This is a genomic window from Streptomyces sp. NBC_01176 (genome assembly GCF_045039825.1).
GTDB lineage: Bacteria > Actinomycetota > Actinomycetes > Streptomycetales > Streptomycetaceae > Streptomyces.
Map to the genome: position 1 here is coordinate 8,608,737 of NZ_CP108600.1, position 23,388 is coordinate 8,632,124.

Consider the following 23,388-nt stretch of genomic DNA (forward strand, 5'->3'; position numbering starts at 1 on the left):
GCTGGAACAATGGCTGCCGAATTACCTGGCTCCGTCTAGGATCCGGCTTCGTGGCCAAACTAATATTCCCCGCCCGCGGGCCCGCTCGCAGCCTCACGTCGGCGACGTTGTTCATGACGATGGGCAACGGCGCCTTCATGACCTGTTCGGCCCTGTATTTCACTAAAGTCATCGGGTTCACCCCGGCGCGACTCGGACTCGGGCTGAGTATCGCGGGCCTGGTCGGCCTGCTGGCCGGGGTGCCGCTCGGCCACCTCGCGGACCGCAGAGGCCCCCGGGATACTGCCGCCGCGCTGGTGGCCCTCAACGGGATCGCCGCCGCCGGCTACCTCTTCGTCGGCTCGTTCGCCCAATTCGTGCTCGTGGCCTGCGCGTTCGTCGTACTGGAGAGAGGCGGCCGAGCGGCCCTCCAAGCGACCCTCGCCGCCGTCCTGCAAGGCACGGATCTCGTCCGCACCCGCGCCTACCTGCGCTCGGTCAACAACGCCGGAGTCGCGGCGGGCGCGCTGCTCGCCGGGTTCGCGATACAGGCAGGGACCGACAACGCCTTTCGCGTCGTCCTGGTCCTCGACGCGCTGAGTTTCCTGGTCTCCGCGCTGCTGCTCAGGACGCTGCCCCAGACGGCTCCCGCGCCCGCGGCCGCCCCGGGTGAGCCCCGGCTGGCGGTGCTGCGCGACCGCCCGTTCGCGGTGATCACGCTCATCAGCGTGGTGCTGTCCCTGTACGCGGTGCTGCTGGAGATCGTGCTTCCGCTGTGGATCGTCAGTCACACGACCGCCCCCCGATGGCTTGTGACCCTGCTGTTCCTGGTCAACACCGCGAGCGTGGTGTCGTTCCAGGTCGGCATAGCCAAGAAGGTGGACGACCTGCCCCTGGCCGTCGCGGCGTTCCGGCGCTCCGGAGTGGCGCTTCTGCTGTGCTGCGTGCTGTTCGCGCTCTCGTCCATGGGAACGGCCCTCACCGCGAGCCTGCTGCTCGTCCTCGGCGGCGCTGTCCACGTCTACGGCGAGATGGTGCTGTCCGCGGCGGCGTGGGTGGTGAGCTTCGAACTGGCACCACCGGAGAAACAGGGCCAGTACCAGGGCTTCTTCTTCACCGGCTACGCGGCTTCCGTCATGATCGCGCCGGTCCTTCTGACGTCCCTGCTCATCCGGTACGGGACCCCCGGCTGGTTCGTCCTCGGCGGAGCGTTCCTGCTGTCCGCACTGGCCATGGGCCCGGCCGTCCGCTGGGCGGCGGAGACCCGCGCGCAGTACTTCGACTCCTCCTCCTTGCCCTCGAGTCCCATGAAGGGTGTCTCGTGAACATCGACGCCGACCTTCCGAACTACCCGGCCACCCGCACCGGTTGCCCGTACGACCCGCCGGCCGCCTACGTCGCGTGGAACAGGGCCGGGGGCCTGCGCCGCGTAAGACTGTGGAACGGGCGCGAGGCCTGGGTGGCAACTCGCTACGAGGACGTCCGCGCCGTCCTCTCCGACCCGCGCATCAGCAGCGACGGAGCTCGCGAGGACATGCCTACGGTGTCGCCGGCCTCGCAGGTCATGACACCCCTGCGGGCTTCCTTCAACCGGATGGACGACCCGGACCACACCCGCCTGCGGAGCATGGTGGCCCGTGACTTCTCGGCCCGGCGGACCGCCGAACTACGGCCCCGGATCCAGGAACTGGCCGACGACCTCATCGACACGATGATGCTCCACGGGTCTCCCGCCGACCTGGTGGCGGAGTTCGCGCTTCCCTTCCCCTCCCTGGTGATCTCACTGATGCTCGGGATCCCGTACGAGGAGCACGACTTCTTCCAGAAGCACAGCATCTCGCTGCTCGACACACATTCCTCGGCCGAGGAGGTGGAACAGGCCGGGACGGAGATGCGGGAGTTCCTGCGTGAGCTGACGGCGGTGAAGGAGCGCCGGCCCGGCGACGACATCATCAGCCGGCTGGTCACCGAGCAGCTGGCCGTCGGCAGCATCACCCGGGACGAACTGGCCGACCTTGCCCTGCTGCTGCTGATCTCAGGGCACGAGGCGACCACGAACATGATCGGGCTCGGTGTCCTCGCCCTGCTCGGTGCTCCCGATCAGCGAGCCAGGGTGCGGGACACGGACGACCCCGCGTTCCTGGCGGGGGCCGTGGAGGAACTGCTGCGCTACCTCTCCGCGGCCGACGCCGGCTTCGCCCGGGTCGTGACCGAGGACATCGAGATCGGCGGCCAACTGCTGCGCGCTGGTGACGGGGTGTTCGTCAGCCTGTCCGCGGCCAACCGGGACGGCTCGGTGTTCGACTCCGCGGACACCTTGGACATCGGCCGCACCGCTCCCCGCCACCTCGCGTTCGGGCACGGCAGTCACCAGTGCCTGGGGCAGAGTCTGGTGCGGGCGGACCTCCAGACGGCGCTGCCCACGCTGCTGCGGCGGCTCCCGGATCTCCGGCTCGCCGTGCCCGTCGAGCAGATCTCCTTCGCCCACATGGGCACCTTCGGGCCCGTCGAACTCCCCGTCGCCTGGTGACGTTCGACGTTCGCCCTCAGGGCGGTTGAGGTCAGTACCCTCATGTGGTGATGACCAACACCCTCCTGGCGCGGGCCATGGGCGGCACCGCCGACCCGCCTCTGCTCCCTCTGCCGGATCGTGTCGCGGAGTTGCTCGCGGAGCTGGGAAGTCCGCCGCGGTTGGCGGCTCACCTGCGAGCTGTCCATGATGTGGCGCATCAGCTGGCCGACTGGGTGGGCCTGACCCACCCCGCTGTGCTCTTCGACCGCGAGGCCGTGTTGTTCGGAGCGGCGACGCACGACGTCGGAAAGACGGTGCACGTCTCCGAGCTCTCCGGACCCGGGGCGGAGCACGAGGAGGCGGGGCGGACTCTTCTGCTCCAGCACGGCGTCAGCCCGAGGCTGGCCCGCTTCGCCGCGACCCATGCGTCGTGGGCGGAGTCCCGTGTCGGTCTGGACGACCTCCTGGTGAGCCTGGCCGACAAGATCTGGAAGAACAAGCGTGTTCCCGACCTGGAGGATCTCCTCGTGGCTCGGCTGGCAGAAGTGACCGGCCGGGCGGTGTGGGAGGAGTTCATCGCGCTCGACGGGGTTCTCGCCCGTATCGGCGAGGGGGCCGACGGTCGCCTGGCGTTCCAGGCCTCCTTCCCCGTCGGTGCCTGAGGGCTCAGGTCGGCAGGGCTCAGGACGGCAGGGCTCAGGGCTGCCGGGCCGTCCCGGGAGTCAGGCCGTTGCGGTCCGGCCTGCGGACGGCCGGACGCCCAGAGGGTGAAGACCGGCTTCGCACCGAGGGACTCGCAGCAGGCCGCGGGTGTCACCGACGTGCAGGGCAGCAACGTCCGCGTGAAGTCCTGCCCGCCGCAGGGGAGTTGGCGGAGGTGGGCCCCGCCGCGGGGAGGTTCACGGAGGTGGGCCGGCCGACGATGACCCACCCGCCGAGATCACGTGGACGGCGGAGGTTCGGCCGAGAGGAACTCCGCCATCCGGTCGAGCGCCTCTCGCATGGGTTCGGCGCCGCGGACGAATGTCGTTCTTATCCATCGGTCGCTGTCCTCCGGCCGCCGGAAGAACGGAGAGCCCGGTGCGACCAGGACGCCCGCTGATTCCGCCAGGCGGCGGGAGAGCGCCCGTGCGGGCCAGCCGAGGGCTTCGGTGCCCGCGAAGACGAACCAGCCACCTTCGGGAGGACGCACCGTGAATCCCAGTGAGGACAGGCCGGCCACCAGTTCGTCCCGCCGTTCCTGGAACAGCAGTTGGCCGTCCAGGACATCGGATGCCTTCAGTGCGGAGGCACCGGACTGCAGGGGATGGTTGGTGCCCACGGTGGTGTGCTGGTGGATCCTGCGCAGCACCGCCGTCGTCTCCGGGTCGGCGATGCAGTACCCGATGCGCCACCCCGTCATCTGCAGCTTCTTGGACAGGCTGCCGACGATCACGCTGTTCGACCGCGCGCTCGGCATCGCGAGTGGGGACAGATGCCGGCGCCCGTCGAAGACCGTGCAGTCGTAGACCTCGTCGGTGATGCAGACGATGCCGTGCTCCTGGCACACGTTCATCAGGAGGTCGAGCTCCTGGGCGTCGAAAACCCGACCGGTCGGATTGTGCGGCGTGTTCAGCACCACGGCCTGGGTCCGCGGCGAGAGCACGCGCGTCACCGCTTCCTCGGTGAGACGCCAGTCCGGCGCCTCCAGCCGGACGAAGCGCGGCACCGCTCCGCTCAGCTCGACGACCCCGGGGTAGAGCTCGAAGTACGGTTCGAGCAGCAGGACCTCGTCACCGGGATCGGTGACGGTCAGCAGGGCGGTCAGCAACGCCTCCGTGGCGCCCACCGTCACCGTGATCTCGGTGTCGGGGTCCACGACCACCCCGTGGGTGCGCAGAGCGTCCTCCGCGATCACGGCACGCAACTCGGGCAGCCCCGCCGCATCGGCATACTGGTGCCGGCCCTGGCGCAGGGCCGACACCGCGGCCTCCACGACGGCGGCAGGCGGGTCGCCCGGGGGTATGCCCAACGCGATGTCCAGCGCGCCGGACCCGGCCAGACGCTGCAGCCCGGCCAGTTCCATGGGGGCGACCGCCTGCGCCCGCAGAGACGGCTTCACCGGGCTGCCGCTCCGGCCGTGATCTCGTAGTACGCGAAACGGAACATGGTGTTGGGCACCGAAAGGACCCGTCGGCAGGTGAGCCCGGCCGCCTCGATGACCTTCAGCCACGGCTCCCGGGGCTGCGGGAAACCCTGTTCGGTGAGCGCGTGGACCAGGAAGAAGTCCGCGTCCTCGGCGTCCGTGAACAGTTCGGGCTCGGCGAGCACCAGTACGCTGCCCGGCTTGCTCGCGAGCAGATCCGAGTAGGCGCGCAGCAGTTCGACGACCGCCGCCTCTCCGTCCCGGAAGTGCTCGTGCACGGCGCCGACAGCGATGAAGAGATCGCATTCCCGGGCGGCCTCGGGCCAGTCCTGCGGCGCGAACGCGTCGCCGACGACGAACGACGCACGGTCGTCGAGGCCTTCCTCCGCCGCCCGCTTCGAGCCGAGCGCCACGGCGTCCTCGGCGATGTCCAGGCCCACCGCCCGCAGTTGGGGGTCCTCCCGGCACAGATCGAGTACCAGGCCGCCGGTTCCGCAGCCGAGGTCCAGGACACGCTTGGCCTGGTACTTCCCGACCAGGTCGCGGACCACGTTCATGCCGACGCTGCGGAACAGCACCTCACAGCGGCGGCCGAGCGCCTCGGTGTTGCGCGCCACGTCGGCACCGTACCGGAGGCGTCCGGTGAGGAGTCCCTCGATGTTCCTGAGCACCGGCCCGTAGGCTTCGGTGTAGTAGCCCATCACCGCCTCGGGCACCTCACCGAACAGGGCGGCGCCGTCCGGGGTCAGGCGCCAGGAGTCCCCCCGCGACTCGACCAGGCCGCGCACTCCCACGAAGCGCAGCACGTTGCGTGCCAGCTCGGTGTAGGCGCCCGGCGGGATCAGGTCCGCGAGGGGCTTCCACTCGCGCGACAGCCGGGCCGCGACCCCGGTCTGTGCCAGTCCCAGGACCGCGTTGCACAGCACGTATGACGACGCGAGTCCGGCGGCGCCGGTCCCGGCGACCGCCTTCCACTCCTCCTGCACCGACGCGTCGAGCACCTCGACCGACTCGGCCCTGCTGGACATGGTCACTCCTGTCATTGGGTGTCCTGATGGATGTCTGGCGCCGCGCGGGGCGTCCGCCTGTTTCACAACCGGGCTCGTATCGCCTCGCCGGCACGACGGGTGTCCAGCGAGCCACCGAGATCGGGGGTGGTCTCTCCGGCTGCCACGGCCTGGGAGAGCGCGGCTCGCAGGGCGGCGGCCGCCTCGTGGTGGCCCAGGTCGTCGATGAGCAGCCCGGCACTGAGGATGGCGCCGACCGGATTGGCGATCTGTCTGCCCGCGATGTCCGGCGCGCTGCCGTGGACGGGCTCGTAGAGGCCGAAGCCACGTTCCGGGTTGAGATTGGCCGACGCCGCCGTGCCGATCCCGCCGGCCACCGCGGACGCGATGTCACTGAGGATGTCGCCGTAGGAGTTGTTGGTCACGATCACGTCGAATCCGGTGGGATCGGTGACCATCTGCATCGCGGCGGCATCGACGTAAAGGTGCCTGGAGGCCTTGTCGGGATGGCGTGACGCGGCTGCCCGCCAGCATCGCTGCCACAGACTCCCGCCGGATTCCACGGCGTTCGCCTTGTCCACCATGCACACCTCACGGCGGGCGATGGAGAACGCGTAGTCGACGATACGAGCCGTCCCGTGATACGTGCTGAGTTCCACGTCCAGTGCGACCTCGTGCTCCGAACCGGCGTGCACCGAACCGCCCGCGCCGGTGTAGAGGCCTTCGGTGTTCTCCCTGACGACAACGCAGTCCACGGCCCGCGCACTGTCCGCCCTCAGGGGGCTCAGCCGGTCGTGCAGCAGTTTCGCCGGGCGGTGGTTGACGTACAGGTCCAACTCGAAGCGCAGGCGGAGCAGGACGCCCCGGCCGTACGCCGGCGAGCCGACCCGAGGGTCTCCGATCGCCCCGAGCAGCACCGAACGGCTGGAGCTCACCCGCTCGAAATCCTCGTCGGACAGCGCCACTCCGGTACGGAGGAACGTGTCGGCGTTGACGTGGTCGAGAACGTCGAAGTCGAGGCCGAGCCGGAGCTGGTCCAGGGTCAGCAGGGCCTGCTCGACCACCTCGGGCCCGATACCGTCGCCGGGAATGACAGCGATGACTGACATGTCCGGTCCTCAGCGGGTTTCCGTGGGAACCGGTGCGATGCCGGGTGTCAGCACGGGCAGCCAGGGCCGGCGTGCCTTCTCGTGGGCGGCTATGGCGGCCTCCCTCGTCAGGGTGGCGGTGATGTCGTCGTGTCCCGCGAGCAGCATCCGCCGTGCGCGCCCGTCGATGTCGAAGGTCCAGCTCCGTCCGCCGGCCGAGACCCGGCAGTCCCGCAGATCGATGGTGGCCTCGAAGTCGCTGTCGTCCTCCGCCTGTTGGAGAAGCCAGGCGACGTCCGGCTCCGGCAGCACCACGGCCAGCAGGCCGTTCTTGAGCGCGTTGCGGCCGAAGATGTCGCCGAAGCTCGGCGCGATGACGGCGGCGATGCCCCAGTCCCGTAGCGCCCAGACGGCGTGCTCACGCGAACTGCCGGTGGCGAAGTGCGGGCCGGCCAACAGGACGGTCGCGCCCGCGCGTTCGGGCTGTCCCAGCACGAAGCCGGGGTCCGATCGCCAGCGGGCGAACAACGCGTCGGCGTATCCGGTCCGGTACAGGCTCCGGCAGTGTTCGCTGGGGATGATCTGATCGGTGTCCACATTGCTGCGGCGCAGCGGCAGACATCTCCCGGTGTGGGTGCTCAGCGGTTCCACGAGGATCTCCTCAGGCCAGGTCTGCGGGGAGGGCGAGGCGGCCGGCGACCGCGGTCGCCGCGGCGATGGCGGGGGAGACCAGGTGCGTCCTCGCCTGTGGTCCCTGTCGTCCCTCGTAGTTCCGATTGCTGGTGGACGCGCAGCGCTGCCTGCCGGGGAGCCGGTCGCTGTTCATGCCCAGGCACATGGAGCAGCCCGGCAGGCGCCATTCGGCTCCCGCCCCGGTGAAGGCCTCGTGCAGGCCTTCCTGTTCCGCCTGGGTGCGGACCTCCATGGAGCCGGGGACCACCAGCACGCGTACGCCGTCGGCGACCCGGCGGCCGCGGAGTACGTCCGCGGCGGCTCTGAGGTCCTCGATACGGCCGTTGGTGCACGAGCCGATGAAGACGGTGTCGATGCCGATCTCCCGCATCGGTGTGCCCGGTACGAGGTCCATGTAGGCAAGTGCCCGTTGTGCCGAGGCTCGTTGCTCCGGGTCGGCGAAGCTGTCGGGATCGGGAACCGCTCCGCCGAGCGGCACGGACTGGCCGGGGTTGGTTCCCCAGGTCACCCAGGGGGTCAGTCCGGAGACGTCGACGGTGACGGTGCGGTCGAAGACGGCTGCCGGGTCCGTCGTCAAGGTGCGCCAGTGGGCGAGCGCGTCCTCCCAGGCCGGCCCGGACGGACTGCCGGGCCGGTTCGCGAGGTAGGCGAAGGTCGTCTCGTCCGGTGCTATCAGTCCGGCCCTGGCGCCTGCCTCCACACTGAGGTTGCACATCGTCATCCGGCTCTCCATGGAGAGGGCGCGTACCGCCTCGCCGTGGTACTCCACGATGTGGCCGTGCGCGCCGTTGGCGCCGATCTCCGTGATCAGGGCGAGCATCAGGTCCTTGGCGGTGACACCGTCGGCCGGAGTGCCGGTGAACTCCACCGCCATCGTCTTCGGCTGTTGGATCGCCACGGTCTGCGTGGCGAGCACGTGCTCGACATCGCTTGTTCCCACGCCGAAGGCGAGCGCACCGAAGGCTCCGTGGGTGGAGGTGTGGCTGTCTCCGCACACCACGGTCATGCCGGGCTGGACGAGGCCGAGTTCGGGACCGACGACATGGACCACGCCCTGCCGGCGGTGGCCGTGCGGGAACAGGCCGACACCGTGTTCGGCGCAGTTGCGGCGCAGCGCGTGCAGTTGTTCCCGGCTGAGCGCGTCGGAGACGGTCAGCGAGTCGGTCGGCACGTTGTGATCCTCGACCGCCAGTGTCAGATCGGGCCTTCGCACCGGGCGGCCGGCCAGCCGCAGCCCGTCGAACGCCTGCGGTGAGGTCGCCTCGTGCACCAGGTGCAGGTCGACGTAGAGCAGATCGGGGCCGTCGGGTTCCGTGCACACGACCGCGTTCCGCCAGAGCTTGTCGATGAGTGTCGTCGCAGCCGCGTTCACGCCGTGGCTCCCACGCTCCGCGGCACGCCGAGTCTGTCGGCCAGCTTGGCACGCAGGACGTCCAGTTCGTCGCAGTCACCGTTCGGCCGGTTCGCGATGTACTCCTGGTACAACTCGCTCACCAGGTCGTCGTCGGCGGGTACCGCGAGCTGTCCCAGGAGGTGCCGCAGTATCGACCTGCCGGAATGCCGTCCGACGAGCAGAGCACGCTGACGTCCGAAGCTCTCGGGCCTGATGAATTCGTAGGTGACGGGATTCTGCAGCATGGCCGCCTGGTGAATTCCGGCCTGCGTGGCGAAGGAGTTCGTTCCGAAGATCGCCTTGTTGCGCGGGCGCTCCAGCGAGATGGCACCGGAGAGCAACTCGAACGCCTCGTCGAGCAGTTCGGTGCGAATGCCGGTCTCCATGCCGAGTTCGGCGCCCTTGTACGACAACACCGCCGCGAGTTCCTCGAGCGCGGTGTTCCCGGAGCGCTCACCGATGCCCGCGAGTGTCGCCTGGACCTCGTCGGCTCCGGCGGCGAGGCCGGCCAGAGCGTTGGCCAGGGAGAGTCCGAGATCGTCATGACAGTGGGTCGCGAGCACGATGTCGTCCGATACGCAGGCACGCACCGCGGCGATGAGTGCGGCGAACTCCTGGGGGGTCGCGAAGCCGGTGGTGTCGGCGAGGGTCACAGCGGTGGCCCCGGCCTCCACCGCGGTACCGACCAATGCGCGGATCCACTCGTGCTCTCCGCGGCTCGCGTCCTCGACGGCGAGGTTGATGTCGAGGGCGCCCAGCGACCGGGCGTACCGGACGGAGTCGCTGACCTCACTGAGGGCCTCCGCCCTCGTGATGCCGCGCTTGTGGCGCAGATGGATGTCGCTGCCGGTGCAGCAGACCTGCACCTGGTGGCGCGGGTTGCCCCCGGCCGCCTCCATCGACAGGCGGATGTCCTCACGCGAGCAGCGGTTGAACGTGGAAAAACCGGCTGTGGTGAGGGACTTCGCGATCAACTGGGTGGCTTCGAAGTCGGACGGTGAGGAACCGGGATAGCCGGTCTCGACCGTGTCGACTCCGAGTTCCTCAAGTTTCAGGGCGAGCGCCAGCTTCTGCTGGGGGGACATCGCATTGCCCGGGGCCTGTTCCCCGTCACGAAGCGTGGCGTCAAAAATGCGTATCCGGCGCATTGTTCCTACCGCCGTTCGGGTTGATTACCTGTTCGAGTCCGCGCAGTGCGTCGATCTTCGTCGTCAAATCGAATGTAGGGGAATTCCGCGTGCTACCACAGCGGTCTCATTCCATTCGCCGCACATTGTCAGGTAAGCGTGTGCGGATTCCGCACCCTCAGCGCCCGGACCGCTGTTCGCGGACGAGAGCGGCGAGGCCGTCCAGGCCCGCCCTGATCTGCTGGGGCTGAAGGAGGCTGAACGACAGACGTATCTGGTGGGTGTGCCGGCGTCCGGCGTAGAAGTGGTGCATGGGGGTCCAGATCACCCGGTGCTGCCGCGCCGAATGCTCCAGCAGCGCGTCGTCGGTGCGGTACGGCACCGTCAGGACGAGGAAGAACCCGCCGCCGGGTGTGTTCCAGGTGACTCCGGAGCCAGGTGGAAACCGCTCGGCCAGGCCTCGCAGCATCAGCTGGAGATTGCTGCGGTACAGCTCCGCCTGACGCGTGTTGGCCCGGGCGAGGCTGTAGTCGCTCTCCAGCAGCTTGCCCGCGACAACGGCCTGGGCCAGCGGGGAGGTGTTCACCGTCAACATGCTCTTGACCTTGGCCAGTTGGTCGGCCAGCAGCCCAAGTCGTCGGCCGGTGTCGTCGGTGACCAGCTGGTCGGCGACGACGTAGCCGACCCGGGCACCGGGCAGCGCCGACTTGGCGAACGACCCGAAGTAGACCACGCGCCGGCGGGTGTCGAGAGCCTTGAGGGTGGGCAACCTGGCGGAGCCCGCAGGGAACAGGCCGTACGGATTGTCCTCCAGCAGCAGCAGATCAAGCTCTTCGGCCAGGTCGAGCAGTCGCCGCCGGGTGTCCAGATCAAGGCTGACGCCCAGCGGATTGGAGAAGTCGGGGATCACATAGCAGGCCCGGGGACGCAGGCCCTCGGCTCTCGCCTGCCGCACCGTACGCGCAAGATCTTCAAGGTCCACGCCGTGATCCCCGGCGCGCACCGGCAGCACCGGCAGATCGGCCAGCTGAGCGGCACCGGTGAGCCCGACGTAGGTGGGCGACACAGCGAGCACCACGTCGCGGTCGTCGGTCCGCAGCGCGCGCAGCACCAGGAACATCGCTTCCTGGCAGCCCACGGTGATCACGACGGATTCCGGGTCGGGCTCGAAGCCCTCGTCGACCGCCAGGTTCTTGGCCACCAGGTCGTGGATGACGCCCTTGGTCCGGCCGTACTGGAAGAGGAGCCGGCGGACCTCCTCCTCGGACCACCCACGGACCACGCTCAGATGCTCGCAGAAGGTCCGCAGGTGACGATGGACCTCCTCGACGTCGAAGAAGCCCTCGTAGGGCCGGCCCGCCGCGAAGGAGACCGCGTCCGGGAACCGCTGCGCCACCTCGTTGAGGAGGTTCATGGAGTCCAGCGACGGGTCGTCGAGGGAGCCGTGCAGCGACTCGATCCGCAACGTCGCCGGCCCGGCGGCATGGATGCCTGAGTCCTGCCGCACCGTGGTGGTCATGACGTTGTCCCGCCGTGTGCCGCGAGGGCATCGGCCGGCGCCGTCGTGGTGAGCCGGCGGGCCGATGACAGATCCGCGCATCCGGCGAGTGTCATCGCGTGCTCCAGCTCGGTGTGCAGCAGGCGCAGCACCCTCGAGGCGCCGTCCTGCCCGCCCGCGGCGAGACCCCACAGCGCGGGCCTGCCGATCAGCGCTCCCGAGGCGCCCAGCGCCAGCGCCCTGAGCACGTCCGTGCCGCTGCGGATCCCGCTGTCCACCAGGACGGGGCAACGGCCGGACACCTCCCGCACCACCGTCGACAGGGCGGTGATACTGGGCAGCGCCCCGTCCAGTTGGCGCCCGCCGTGGTTGGAGACCACCATCGCGTCCACCCCCGCGTCGACCGCTCTGGCCGCGTCGGCGGGGTCCATCACTCCCTTGAGTACCAACGGGAGACCGGTGCGGTCGCGAACCCACTCCAGGTCCGCCCAGCTCAAGGCCGGATCCAGGGCCTCGGCCGTATGCACCATCACTGCTGAACTGCCCGGCTGCTCAGTGTGGGCGGTGGATCCACGCCCGGCGGCCGGTGAAGCATCCAGGTTGGCGGCGGTCACGGTGCTCGGCAGGGTGAAGGCGTTGCGCATGTCACGCAGTCGTCGTCCCATCCGTGGGACGTCCACCGTCAGGACGAGCGCACGACAGCCCGATGCCTCGGCGCGCTCGATGAGCTCTTCGGTCCGGTCCCGGTCGCGCAGCCAGTAGAGCTGGAACCAGGTCTCGGCGCCGACGCCGGCGATCGCTTCGACGGTGTGACTGCTGAGCATGCTCGCGATGAAGACCACTCCGGCGGACCGGGCCGCGCGCGCCAGCGCGAGTTCGCCGTCCGGGTGCACGAGTTGCTGATACGCCATGGGAGCGACGGCGAGCGGCATGGACACCGGGCTGCCGAGCAACTCCCCGGTGCTGTCGCCCCGCGTGACACCCGTCAGTACCCGTGGTGTCAGGCCTATCCGGTCGAGGGCGGTGCGGTTGGCCACGAGAGTCGACTCGCTGCCGCTGCCTCCGTCGATGAAGTCCCATACGTGCCTCGGGAGCGCCCGGAATGCCGCTTGCTCGGCATCACCGATGTCGAACAGCGCTCGGGAGTCCGAGGCCGAGGAGATCACGACAGAATCCCGGTCTTGACCCGTTCGGCTTCGACGGCCTCGTACAGAGCCTTGATGTTGCTGCTGCCGAAGGTGTTCGCGCCGAGCCGCTCGATGATCTCCAGGAAGAACGTGCGGCGTGGGTGAGTGGACTGCGTGAAGATCTGGAACAGTTGCCCGCCGTGGTCCTCGTCCGCCAGCACATGGAGCCGCCGCAGATCCTCGGTGGTGTGTCCGGTGGGTGTGAGCCGCTTGCCGAGCAGGTCGTAGTAGGAGTCCGGAGTCCGCAGGAACCGCACGCCTCGCTCGCCCAGCGTCGAAACAGTGCCCACCACGTCATCGGTGCGGAACGCGATGTGCTGGACCCCTTCGCCGCGATGGCTGTCGAGGAAGGCGTCGATCTGGCCGGGATCCGAGGTGGGGTCGGGCTCGATCAGGGTCAGGGTGACGGTGCGTGACTCGTTCTGCACCACTCGGGATCGCATGGCCTGGGTGCCTACGCCGATCTGTTCCTCGAAGACCAGGCGGAAACCGAGTGCCGACTCGTAGAACGTCACCGCCGCGTCTATGGTCCCCGGATGCAGGCAGACCGCGAAGTGGTCGATGTCGAGCAGCGCGGCGCCGGCGTGCGGGGCGAGCTCCGCGGTGTCGGGGAAGCCGGGGAGGAAGATCTTGTCGCCGACCCGGTCCGGAGCCTGGACGAACGTGTGCCGCACGTCACCGAAGCCGTGGATCGCGGCCGTGAGACCGCCGGGGGAGCCGTCCGGCTGTGCGGGCGGAGTCAAGGGCCGGGCACCGCCTTCCACCGCCCGGCCGAACGCGGCGCGCGCGTCGGTGGTGCGCAGCGCGATGTCGGCGACGCCGTCGCCGTGCGCCGAGACATAGGAATGGGCGGGATGGTCTGCGGAGCGAGGCTCGGTGACCACCAGGACGATGCCCCCTTGGCGCAGGGCGATGGAGAAGTGATCGCTGTGTCCACCCAGCTCACCCGACGTGGCGAAGGGGTCGAAGCCGTACTCCGCTGCGAACTGGGCAGCCTGCTGCAGGGCGTCGGCTACGTAGAACTCGACGTGATTGACCGTCAGCTCGGGGAGCGCGGCGGGTTGGGAAGCGCGGACCATTGGGGAACTCCTAAAATTCAGTGACCGATGATCCGGGGCGTGCACCGGAGGCTCGGTCGGGTCGTGTGCTCTGCCTCGCGGCGAACCTTCACGCAGTGCCCCTCCACATCACCGGGCAGAACTCCGGATCGGCGTAATCAGGTGTTCCCTGCGGTGTCCGGCGGACCAGGAAGTCATGGTTGTACGAGGCCTTCTCACCGTTGCGGAGGCGGAATTCCTGATAGGCGTTCTCGCCGTCCTGCAGATGCAGCGAAATGGCACGTCGCGGCAGTGTGGAACGATTTTCTCCGCTACCGTGGTAAGTGTGGCTGTGGTGAAAACTTGCGTGCCCCTTGGGGATGATCATGGGCACCTTCTTCACCTCGGTCCCATTGAACCTGGCGTTCCTCTCCAGGATGGATTCGAGGTCGTTCCGGTCACGGTCGGCGAAGTGCATCGACGTGACGCTCTCCTCGTTCGCCTCCTGCCACCTGCTGCTGCGGTCGATCATGGTGATGGTTCCCATGTCCTCGCCGCAGTCGTGAAAAGGGATGAACGCGGTGAGCATGCGCTCGGACACCGACGTGGCCCAGTAGTCGCCGTCGAAGTGCCAGGGGACGACATTGCTCGGCTCGTCCGGGCGCGGCGGCTTGTAGATGAGGGTGGACTGGAACACCCGGATCTCCGCCGCTCCGGAGAGCCGTGCCGCCACCGCTCCCAGGAGCGGCTTGCGCAGAATGGCGCCGATGTCGGAACTCTCGTAGTGGATGTAGTCGTTGTGCCGCTGAACCGGCCCGTCCTGCGGCTTCCAGTAGGCCAGCCGTGGGGGACGGTGTGGGAGCGGCCGGTCCACGTGGCCGGCGTAGAACCTTTCGCTCGCCGTCTCCAGCTGCTCCACCTCTTCGTCGCTGAAGAGTTTCTTCGACAGGTACCAACCGTGTTCTGCGTAGAACTCGACATCACTGTCGGAGGGGAGGAGTTCGATCTCGGCCTCGGTCAGGGTGAATTCTCTTGTGGTTGCCCTCATGCTGTTTCCGTCCAGGTTTTTTCCGACAGGAACTCCGCCAGCTCCCTCTTGGCGATCCGGTTGAGCTCGTCCCAGGCCCGCTCCACATCGCCGAGGGACGTACGGATGTTGCCGATCGAGAACCGCAGCACGTAGCCGTCACGGATTACGGCGTGCGACAGGAAGATGGTGCCGGAAGCGTTGACCGCTCTGAGGATCCGGGCATTCAGTTCATCAACTGCCTCTTGAATCCTGACCTTGGAGAGCCGGTCGTCCGAACACATCACCTCGGGTTCGTAGCGCAGGCACACCAAGGGATAGTCCGACGAGACCGGGCAGCTCCAGTCGGGGTGCCGCGATGCGGACCTGCGCAGCCAGTCCGCGTTTTCGAGAGAGTGGTCGAGCCGAGAGGCCAGCCCGGAACGTCCGAATGACCTGATCACCCACCACAGCTTCAGGGCCCGGAATCCACGGCCGAGCTGAGGTGACAGATCCATGAAGTCGTAGGTGTCGCCTTCGTGCGTGGACCTCAGGTATTCGGGGACAAGCCGGAAGGTGTTCGCCAGCGCGCCCCGGCGACGGCAGTAGAGCGCGGTCGCGTCCAGCGGCACGAACAGGGACTTCTGTGGGTTGACCACCAGTGAGTCCCCGACCGCAGGGCTCTCGAGGGCGCCGGCCAGCGACGGCGCGATGCGATAGAGGCCGCCGTACGCGGCGTCGACATGCAGCCAGACGCCGTGCCTGGCGCAGACGTCCGCGATGGGGCCGAGGGGGTCCGCCGCGCCCACGGCCGTGGTCCCCACTGTCGCGACCACGGCCAACGGCCTGAAGCCCGCGGCCAGGTCGCGCCGGATCGCTTCGTCCAGCAGATCCGGCCGCATGCGGTACAGCTCGTCGGAGGGCACCCGGATGACATTGGCGAGTCCCGTCCCCAGGGTGATCGCGGCCTTCTCGATCGAGCTGTGGGCCTGGTCCGATGTATAGATGCGCAGCGTCGGCACGTCGGGGCCGGCGATGCCCTGTTCCCTGACGTCGAAGTCGAGGGCCTGGTCCCGCGCCGCCGTCAAGGCGTAGAGATTGGCCAGTGAGGCACCGGTGACCAGGAGGCCGTCCGCGTCCTCCGGGTAGTCAGCCATGCGTGCGACCCAGCGCAGCACCACTTGTTCGAGGGCGGAGGCGGCTGGACTGGTCTGCCACAGCATGGAGTTGACGTTCAGTGCCGCCGTCACGGTCTCAGCCAGGACGCCGGGCAGGCTCGCGGAGGTGGGAAAATAGCCGTGGAACGACGGATGGTTCCACTGCACGAGACCGGGAATCACCTTCTCGCGCGTATCGGCCAGGATGCGTGAGAAGTGTTCACCCGTCTCGGGCAGGTCCGCCCGCAACGCGTCCTTCAGCTCCTGAGGATGCTGCGGGACGGCCACAGGTACGTCCCGGATGGTCTCGAAGTGCTCGCGGATCAAGGAGATCACTTCACGGCCGTGCTCCTCGAATACAGCCGGATCCCAATCCCCTACTTCCTCAGGCATCTTCTTCCCCCCCGTTCTCAGGCGCTGCTGTCGACGGCATCGACGTCCACCGGGAGCTCAGTGAAGTACGTGATCTCACGAGGTCCGGCACAGTACTTGGCGTAGAAATCAGCGAGGAGAAGTTCCTCGTTCCTGATGAATTCCTCGTGTTCGGCCCGGCTGCGCCAGGTGTACATCATCCAGATCTCGCCCGGCTTGCTCTGACGCTGGAAGAAACGACCGTGCTCACACCACCCGGGGTCCACGTGGGCCGGCGGTCCCACCAGTTCGTCCATCTCCTGCATCAATTCCAGGGCCTGGTCGGCGAATTCGTCCGTGAGCCGCCAGGTCTCGAGTACGGTGACCATTGATCCAATGCCTCCTGCTCTGGTTCCTCAGCCTGTTCACGCACCGGGGAGAACCGATATTTTCCGGGATGCCGACTACGAGGTACTCCGTACCCGAGATTACGCTTGGCATTGAGGCACGCGAATGGCCAGAATCCATCTCGTGCTCATTGGGCGGTAACCGCTCCAACTCCGAAGGCGTCGTGGTCCGGTGGCTGAGCGGAGGCCACGGCGGGCATCACCTGCCGGGCCACCAGTTCGACCGTCTGCCAATCGATCGGCGGCCGGACCCCGAGCACAAAGTCCGTGACGCCCAGTTCACGGAAGCGGAGCAGGTCGGCCACACACTGTTCGGGCGTCCCGAACGTCACGTACTCGTCCAACAACGGGGAATCCGCGGGAAGACGCCGCAGCAGTTCGGCTTTGCGGGCCCTGGCCTCCCGTTCGTCCTCGGCCAGCACCGCCCGGAAGGTGACGGACCTGCGGATGTCCTCCGGAACTCGCCCGACATCCGCGCAATGCCGCGCCAGCGCCTCGCACTTGCGGCGGTAGGACTCGGCAGTGCCGGCGAGCGTGTTCCAGATGTCGGCGTGCTCGGCCGCGATCCGCAACAGCCGCCGTTCGCCGTCGCCGCCGATCACCAGCGGAACCCTCGACTGGAGGGGCTTGGGCGCCAAATGGGCGGAGTTCAACTGGACATACTGCCCGGAGAAGTCGGAGACCTCCTCCGTCCAGAGTGCCCGCGTCACCCGGCATGCCTCGTCCAGCAGGTCCATGCGCGCCCCGGCCGGAGGAAAGGGAATGCCGTACTGCGTGTAGCCGAGGTCGGGGCCCGCCGCGCCCAGGCCGAACTCCAGACGCCCGCCGGAGATGTGGTCGATGGTCGCGGCCATGACGGCGGCGACAGCGGGGTGCCGCCAGGTAGGGGCGGAGACCAGGAGGGCGCACCGGATCCGGCTGGTCCGCGCCGCCAGCGCGGCCAGCAGTGTCATCCCGTCGAAGCAGGGTCCGCCGGGGCCGCCGAGCGGCGGCCTGAAGTGGTCGAAGACGGACGCCCACTGGTAGCCCAGCGCCTCGGCGCGCTGCCACAGCACCAGGGATTCCTCGAACGTCTGGTTCTGCTGGCCCGAGTGGACACCGAACCGGACGGCTTCACCGTGAACCGGCATCGGGGCCCTCCTTGCGGAGCGCCGCCTGGAGCGCTTCGGTGATGGTACGAACGCTTTCGAAGGTGCTGCGGTGCATCACGTCCGCGGGCAGCAGCACGGAGAAGGTCTCCTCGAGTGCGACCAGCAGGCTCACCAGTTCCAGCGACCCGAGCCGGAGCGAGTGGAGCCGGCTGTCGGGACTTGACAGCGCCGCGGCCTGGTCTTCGGGCAGTACACCCCGGACGACCTGCGTCACGGTAGCGAGAGTCGGGTCCATACCTGGCCTCCTCAGCGGATCAGGAACTCGTGCGTTGTCCGGTGGCGGTAGACCTCACCCGGATCGAGCCGGGAGAAGGGGGAGACGTCCCGGCCGGGCGGGTCGGGGAGGGCGCCGGCCTCCAGGCACAGGCCGCCGCGAGGGCGGTCGGTGAACTTGTCCGCCGAGTACACGCCCAGGCCTGGCTGGTCCGTGAACACCCGCATGGCGCGCCCGCCGGCCGGGTCGTACAGTTCTGCGGCCCAGGCCGGGTCGTCCAGGACGAAGCAGTTGTCGATCAGGGCACCGGCGATCGGCCGCGGTTCGCGGTAGTCGAGTGCGGTGCCGGCGACGGGAGCGGGCGGCTGGGGGAGCGGCAGCAGCTCACTGTCGAACACCATGACCCGGTCGGCGTTGACGGCGAGTCGGTGGTGGTCGACGGTGCCCGACCCGGCCAGATTCCAGAAGGCGTGGTTGGTCAGTCCGACCACGGTGGGCGCCGTCGAGGTGGCCCGGTACTCGAACGTGAGCCGACGGTCGCGGTCCACTCGGTAGACGACCTCGGCGGACAGCGTCCCCGGGTAGCCCTGGTCGCCGTCAGGGGTCACCAGCCCGAGGCGGAGGACGAGTTCGTCGTCCCGGTGCTCGGCGTCGGCTTCCCACACGTAGCGGTCGAATCCGATGCTGCCACCGTGGACGTGGTGCGTGCCCTCGTTCCGGTCGAGCCGGTGCTCGACGCCGTCCAGCCGGATCCTCCCGTCCCCGACCATCCGGCAGTAGCGTCCGAGCGTCGCCCCGACGTAGGGGTTGCGTCGCCTGTCCTGGTAGCTGTCCAGGTCCGGGAGGCGGACCACGGTGTTGTCCACCCGGCCGGACCGGTCCGGTGTCAGGACCTCGACCGTGGAGGCGCCGTAGGTCCAGATCACCACGCTGAGGCCGTTGCCGGTGTCCAGCGTGTAGGAGTCGACCGTGGTCGGGCCCTGGCCGGAGTGTCCGCGCGTGCTGCCCACCGCCTCCTTGCGGATGTTCATCCGTTTCCCTCCGGTCCGGCGACGGGGCCGGGGGCGAAGCTCCTCTGGAGGCGTACGGATCGGCGTCCCCCACTGTCCGTGCGAACGCCGCCGTGGCGGCGGAAGCCGAGTATTTCCAGCAGTTTCACGGTGTCGGCCAGGTCCGGGTTGGCCTCCGAACGGAGGGCGTCCGCTCCTCGGGCCGACGCCAGTTCCAGGGCGCGGCGCACGCAGGTCGCCCCGGTGGGCGTGCTGTCGGCCAGCCACCGCGGGGCGACGGCGAGGCGTCCCAGGTAGGCCGGCCTGACGGCCGGTGGAAAGTCGTCCGGGGCCAGGGCGAACGGCGGATCCCAGGACAGCGTGAACATTCCGGCGGCCTGGCCGTCATGACGCAGCAGGTGGACGTCGCCCGCGTGCACGCGCCGTGCGGTCGTTCCGGTGTCCCGTACGGGGGCCGCCGACCCGTACTTCCGCGCCTGGTAGCCGTCGCAGGCGCAGAGCAGGGCGTGCACTTCGTCCGGGTCTCCGGCCGTTTCCCAGGTCCAGTCCACCGCCGTGCTCCCGGTCATCGCCCCGGCCCGAGGCGGCGGACCGTGACGGTCTTGGGCCGCTGGTAGTCGGAGAGCGCGAGCACGCTCAGATCGGTGCCGTGTCCTGAGCCTCGGCGCCCGCCGTGCGGAAGTTCGGGGGTCTGCTCCAGGTGGCAGTTCACCCAGACTTCCCCCGCGTCGAGCGAACCGGCCAGGGCCAGGGCCGTGTCCATCGAGTCGCTCCAGACACTGGCGCCCAGGGCCTGCGGGACGCCGTTGGCCATCCTGACCGCTTCGTCGTAGCCGGCCGCTGCCTGGACGGTCAGCACCGGTCCGAAGATCTCCTCGTGCACGGCGGGGTCCTGGGACGGCAGGTCCGCCAGGATCTGGCCGGGACGCCAGTAGCCCCGCGTCTCGCCGGACTGCGGGGCGATGTCGGCGACGTGCCGGATTCCGGCGGCACTGCTCTTCAGGATGCGGTCGTAACGGGCCACTTGGTCCGGATTGTTGAGCGGTCCGAAGTCCGTTCCGGCGGACTTGACCGCCATCGCCTTCGCCAGGCCCTCGACGACCTCCGTGTAGTTCTCGCGCAGTGTGATGACCCGGGCGGGGGAGGCACAGCTCTGGCCGGCATTGTAGGTGCAGGCCTGGACGAGTGCCCCATAGGTGTCCTCGCCCGCGTCAGGGAGGACCACCGCGGGGCCGTTGCCGCCCAGTTCGAGGCTCACCCGGCGCAGACCCGCTCTCCGCACCACATCGAGGCCTCCCGCGGTGCTTCCCGTGAACGCCACCGCGTCGACGCGGGTGCCCACCAGCAGACGCCCGGTCTCCCGGTCCCCGGGCACCACGGTCAGGACTCCCGGCCCGAGGATCTCGTCGCAGTACCGGCCGAGTGTCACGGCGGAGTCGGGTGTGGTCTCCGCCGGCTTGACCACCACGGTGTTACCGGCCGCGAGAGCCGGCGCGGCCCGCCACGCGGTCATCAGGAGCGGATAGTTCCAGGGGACGATGGCGGCGACCACGCCCAGCGGTTCCCATCGGACCCAGCTTTCGCGTTCTGGGAGCAGGTGGCCCGCGGCCGGGCTGGTCCCGGTCCGCAGGGCTCCCGCGAAGAAGCGCAGGACATCGGCGCTCTGCTCGACCTCGCCCCGGGCCTCTGCCTCGGGTTTGCCGGTACCGGCCCGCTCGGCGGCCACGAACTCGTCCGCGTGGTCCTCGATCGCTTCCGCGAGCCGCAGCAGCAGCCGGGAGCGCCGTGCCGGGGTCAGTGCCGCCCAGGCCGGTTGTGCCTGCCGGGCGCGGGCCACCGCGCCGACCACCGTGCGTGCGCCGCTGACCGGTATCTCCTGTCGTACGAGTCCGGTGCGGGGGTCGGTGAGTTGGGTCGTGTCCTGTTGCAAGGACATGGGGACTCCTGTCCTGGAGTGCGGTGGGTGTCGACGTACGCCGGCCCCGCTGTCGCGTCTGCTTCTCACGACCGCCGGGGCTGTCCGAAGGCGGTCACGGGTTTCTTTCGGGTTCGGAGCGGGACAGCTGCCGGGTGAGCTCGGGCCGCAGGATCTTGCCGGTGCGTGTCCTCGGGATCGCTTCGAGTCTCGCCACCCGGCTGGGGTGCACCGCGGGAGAGAACACGGCCGAGAGCGCCGGGCGGAGGTCGACGTCCGACGCGCCGGGCGCCAGCACCACGGCGGCCACGACCTCCTCGCCGAGGAACCGGTGCGGCAGGGCGACCGTCGCCGCGTCCACCACCTGGGGAACCGACCGCAGGACGCGGTCCATCTCCTCGAGGGAGACCGATTCTCCGCGCACCTTGGCGATGTTCTTCCGCCTGCCGGTGATGACGAAGAAGGTCCGGCCGCTCTGCGCGTCCACGTGGTGACGACCGAGGTCGCCGGAGTGGAACCAGCCGCCGGCGAATGCCTGCGAGGTCGCCTCCGGGTTGTCGACGTACCGCGTCATGACATTGAGTCCGCGCATGCAGATCTCACCGGTCTCCCCGGGCGCGGCGCGATCCCCGCTGTCGGTCAGCACGGCGACGTCGTTGCCGTGGAAGGCGGTGCCGATCGACGGGATGTCGGTGTCCAGCAGCATCCGGCGGTAGGTGTCCTCATGCAGGTCCGCCGGCATCGTCGTGGAGAAGTTGGTCGTCTCGGTGAGTCCGTAGCCCTGCAGGACGCGCGCTCCCACCCGGTGCGCCACGGCTCGCGCGGTCGCCGTGGTCAGCGGTGCGGCCGCGGTGACGAAGTAGTCGAAGGTGGACGGCAGGACCGGCTGCCGGACGGCAAGGATCGTTTCGAGGATGCTCGGGACCACACTGGCTATACGAGGCTTGAACCGTTCGACGAGGTCGGGATATCCGAACGGATCGAACTCACGGGCAAGGACCAGATGCGCCCCGGCCGTCAGCGCTCCGAAGACGGTGAAGTGCAGTCCGTTGACATGGTGGATCGGCAGGCAGCCCAGCAACCGGTCACCGGGCACCAACGTGTGGTGGCGGACCAGGGCGTCTGCGTTCGCGGCCGCGTTGTAGTGCGACTGGGCGACCAGCTTGGAGGCAGCGGTCGAACCCGACGTGCCGAAGTACAGAGCGTCCGACCATGGATCGAGTGGGGCGTCGGGCGGGTGTCCCGCTGTCGCGTCAGGATGCGGACGCGGGGCCGCCGGCAGTTCGACAGCCTCCGTGAGAACGCCGTCCGGAACGGAAGGGGACCGGAGGACCGCCTTCGCCGAGAGTCGGCCGGTCTGCTGTCGCAGGCGGTCCGGCGGGTCACCGGGGTTGAGCAACAGCACCGCGCACCCGGAGCGCTGAAGGGCGAAGAGAGCCGCGAGCGAGACGGCGTCGTTCGCCGGCAGCAGCCCTGCCACGTCGCCGGCGACGACACCCACCTTCTGGTCGAGCCACGCGCCCACCTGACGGCTGAGCTGCTCGAATTCGCGGTAGGAGAGGGTGTGTTCCTCTCCCTTCTCGGTGAAGGTGGTGAGGAACGGGTCGTCGCCCCGGGTGCGGGCGCGCGCGGAGAGCCGGGCGGGCATGGTGGCCCCGGCCTTCCCGGAGGGGCCGAAGGGGATGCCGCCGTAGGTGTGGACGCGCTCGAAGTCCTCCCGCCCGACGCCTTCGGGTGCCGTGACGACAGTCATCGGTCAGCCGAACCGGTGCGGGGAGTGCGTGCAGCCCAGGGACTCCAGTTCCTCGCCGCTGTCGGCCGCGACGTCGCAGATCAGGCAGTGGATGGAGCCGAACGGGTTGAGCAGGGCGGCGTAGGCGGTCAGCGACTGCCGGTCCTCGCTGTCCAGAGCCCGGTGCGGTGTACCGATCGAAAGGATCGTGTGGTCGGTGATCGCGCCGACCGCGTGGACGACGGAACCGTCGACCATGTACGCCCGCCCCGGACCGGTCGGCACGATCTGGCCGTTGACCGAGATGGTGCCCTCGCCCGCCAGGACGAACAGCAGGTGGTCCCCGGGGTGGGTGTGCGGGGCAAAGCCCTCACCAGCGGGAACATGCAGGATGTCCGCTCCGAGGTGCCCGTTGGACAGCAGCGAACGTCCGGTGGCGGCGCTGGTCTTGGCCACCTTCGTCGGGCCCGGAACCGACTCGATGCCGAGGCTCTGCACCTTTCCCTCGGCTCCCAGGTCGTCGGCCCAGTCGCAGATCAGCAGCGGGGTGGTGCCGGTGTCCGGTTTCCGGGCCGTCTCGCTGTCGAGGACCGCGGTGATCCGCTCGGCCTTGCGCTGCCGGCTCGCCGGATCCGGATCCTGGAGTGCCGCTTCCAGTCGCTGTAGCAGCGTCGTTGTTAGGGTTTTTTCTACTGTATTGCTCACGTCAGCCCTTTCCAGCATGCCGGAATTTCTGATACAGGTTCGTCGGCAAAGGGAAAGCGGGGCCGCCAACAGCCCCTGCTCCTCGGGAAGGCAA

22 protein-coding genes are annotated in these 23,388 nt (G+C 69.0%); 3 read left to right on the top strand and 19 right to left on the bottom strand.

The window, feature by feature from the left end:
* The first annotated feature begins 50 nt into the window (after positions 1-50).
* From OG199_RS37420 to OG199_RS37430, 3 genes are read left to right on the top strand one after another with little or no spacing between them, the layout of a single operon-like run.
* Positions 51-1,304 carry an MFS transporter gene (locus OG199_RS37420; RefSeq protein WP_401801898.1) on the top strand — a complete coding sequence of 418 codons (1,254 nt, stop codon included), beginning with the start codon at positions 51-53 and terminating at the stop codon, positions 1,302-1,304.
* Positions 1,301-2,509, top strand: coding sequence for a cytochrome P450 (locus OG199_RS37425; protein ID WP_405833256.1), 1,209 nt, complete (start codon positions 1,301-1,303; stop codon positions 2,507-2,509). Before OG199_RS37420 ends, OG199_RS37425 begins: the two co-directional genes overlap by 4 nt.
* Before the next feature lie 50 nt (positions 2,510-2,559).
* Positions 2,560-3,153: an HD domain-containing protein gene (locus OG199_RS37430; RefSeq protein WP_405833258.1), complete on the top strand. Its 594-nt coding sequence runs from the start codon at positions 2,560-2,562 to the stop codon at positions 3,151-3,153.
* Positions 3,154-3,431: 278 nt separating this feature from the next.
* Here OG199_RS37430 and OG199_RS37435 read toward each other — a convergent pair whose 3' ends face one another.
* The 19 genes from OG199_RS37435 to OG199_RS37525 form a co-directional block, all read right to left on the bottom strand.
* Positions 3,432-4,592, bottom strand: coding sequence for a pyridoxal phosphate-dependent aminotransferase (locus tag OG199_RS37435; protein WP_405833260.1), 1,161 nt, complete (start codon positions 4,590-4,592; stop codon positions 3,432-3,434).
* Positions 4,589-5,644: an SAM-dependent methyltransferase gene (locus OG199_RS37440; RefSeq protein WP_405833262.1), complete on the bottom strand. Its 1,056-nt coding sequence runs from the start codon at positions 5,642-5,644 to the stop codon at positions 4,589-4,591. The genes OG199_RS37435 and OG199_RS37440 overlap by 4 nt, the downstream gene beginning before the upstream one ends.
* Before the next feature lie 62 nt (positions 5,645-5,706).
* Positions 5,707-6,732: an isocitrate/isopropylmalate dehydrogenase family protein gene (locus tag OG199_RS37445; protein WP_405833264.1), complete on the bottom strand. Its 1,026-nt coding sequence runs from the start codon at positions 6,730-6,732 to the stop codon at positions 5,707-5,709.
* A 9-nt stretch (positions 6,733-6,741) separates the two neighbouring features.
* Positions 6,742-7,362, bottom strand: a complete 621-nt coding sequence (leuD, locus tag OG199_RS37450; RefSeq protein ID WP_356800954.1) for a 3-isopropylmalate dehydratase small subunit — start codon at positions 7,360-7,362, stop codon at positions 6,742-6,744.
* 10 nt (positions 7,363-7,372) lie between these two features.
* Positions 7,373-8,776, bottom strand: coding sequence for a 3-isopropylmalate dehydratase large subunit (leuC, locus tag OG199_RS37455; RefSeq protein ID WP_405833267.1), 1,404 nt, complete (start codon positions 8,774-8,776; stop codon positions 7,373-7,375).
* Positions 8,773-9,945: a pyruvate carboxyltransferase gene (locus tag OG199_RS37460; protein WP_356800952.1), complete on the bottom strand. Its 1,173-nt coding sequence runs from the start codon at positions 9,943-9,945 to the stop codon at positions 8,773-8,775. Before OG199_RS37460 ends, leuC begins: the two co-directional genes overlap by 4 nt.
* 157 nt (positions 9,946-10,102) lie before the next feature.
* Entirely contained in the window at positions 10,103-11,443 is a 1,341-nt protein-coding gene (locus OG199_RS37465) for a PLP-dependent aminotransferase family protein (RefSeq protein WP_405833268.1), read from the bottom strand.
* The gene (locus OG199_RS37470) at positions 11,440-12,588 is read right to left on the bottom strand and encodes an alpha-hydroxy acid oxidase (RefSeq protein WP_405833269.1); all 1,149 of its coding nucleotides are present in this window, start codon (positions 12,586-12,588) and stop codon (positions 11,440-11,442) included. The genes OG199_RS37465 and OG199_RS37470 overlap by 4 nt, the downstream gene beginning before the upstream one ends.
* Complete coding sequence (gene hppD, locus OG199_RS37475) at positions 12,585-13,688, bottom strand: 4-hydroxyphenylpyruvate dioxygenase (RefSeq protein ID WP_405833270.1); 1,104 nt, start codon at positions 13,686-13,688, stop codon at positions 12,585-12,587. The genes OG199_RS37470 and hppD overlap by 4 nt, the downstream gene beginning before the upstream one ends.
* 88 nt (positions 13,689-13,776) lie before the next feature.
* On the bottom strand, positions 13,777-14,694 hold the full coding sequence (locus OG199_RS37480; protein ID WP_356800948.1) for a phytanoyl-CoA dioxygenase family protein: 918 nt from the start codon (positions 14,692-14,694) through the stop codon (positions 13,777-13,779).
* Positions 14,691-16,145, bottom strand: a complete 1,455-nt coding sequence (locus OG199_RS37485; RefSeq protein ID WP_405833272.1) for a pyridoxal phosphate-dependent decarboxylase family protein — start codon at positions 16,143-16,145, stop codon at positions 14,691-14,693. Before OG199_RS37485 ends, OG199_RS37480 begins: the two co-directional genes overlap by 4 nt.
* 74 nt (positions 16,146-16,219) lie before the next feature.
* Positions 16,220-16,549 carry a putative quinol monooxygenase gene (locus OG199_RS37490; RefSeq protein ID WP_401801928.1) on the bottom strand — a complete coding sequence of 110 codons (330 nt, stop codon included), beginning with the start codon at positions 16,547-16,549 and terminating at the stop codon, positions 16,220-16,222.
* Positions 16,550-16,695: 146 nt separating this feature from the next.
* The gene (locus tag OG199_RS37495) at positions 16,696-17,697 is read right to left on the bottom strand and encodes an LLM class flavin-dependent oxidoreductase (protein WP_405833273.1); all 1,002 of its coding nucleotides are present in this window, start codon (positions 17,695-17,697) and stop codon (positions 16,696-16,698) included.
* Complete coding sequence (locus OG199_RS37500; protein WP_356800944.1) at positions 17,681-17,953, bottom strand: phosphopantetheine-binding protein; 273 nt, start codon at positions 17,951-17,953, stop codon at positions 17,681-17,683. The genes OG199_RS37495 and OG199_RS37500 overlap by 17 nt, the downstream gene beginning before the upstream one ends.
* A gap of 11 nt (positions 17,954-17,964) precedes the next feature.
* Positions 17,965-18,963 (bottom strand): aldose epimerase family protein, encoded by a 999-nt coding sequence (locus OG199_RS37505; RefSeq protein WP_356800943.1) that lies wholly within the window; start codon positions 18,961-18,963, stop codon positions 17,965-17,967.
* Positions 18,960-19,511, bottom strand: coding sequence for a hypothetical protein (locus OG199_RS37510; RefSeq protein WP_356800942.1), 552 nt, complete (start codon positions 19,509-19,511; stop codon positions 18,960-18,962). The genes OG199_RS37505 and OG199_RS37510 overlap by 4 nt, the downstream gene beginning before the upstream one ends.
* Positions 19,508-20,878, bottom strand: a complete 1,371-nt coding sequence (locus OG199_RS37515; RefSeq protein WP_405833275.1) for an aldehyde dehydrogenase family protein — start codon at positions 20,876-20,878, stop codon at positions 19,508-19,510. The genes OG199_RS37510 and OG199_RS37515 overlap by 4 nt, the downstream gene beginning before the upstream one ends.
* A gap of 94 nt (positions 20,879-20,972) precedes the next feature.
* A complete protein-coding gene (locus OG199_RS37520) occupies positions 20,973-22,610 on the bottom strand; it encodes a class I adenylate-forming enzyme family protein (protein ID WP_405833276.1) in 1,638 nt (545 codons plus the stop codon).
* A 3-nt stretch (positions 22,611-22,613) separates the two neighbouring features.
* Complete coding sequence (locus OG199_RS37525) at positions 22,614-23,294, bottom strand: cupin domain-containing protein (protein WP_405833277.1); 681 nt, start codon at positions 23,292-23,294, stop codon at positions 22,614-22,616.
* Positions 23,295-23,388 lie beyond the last annotated feature (94 nt).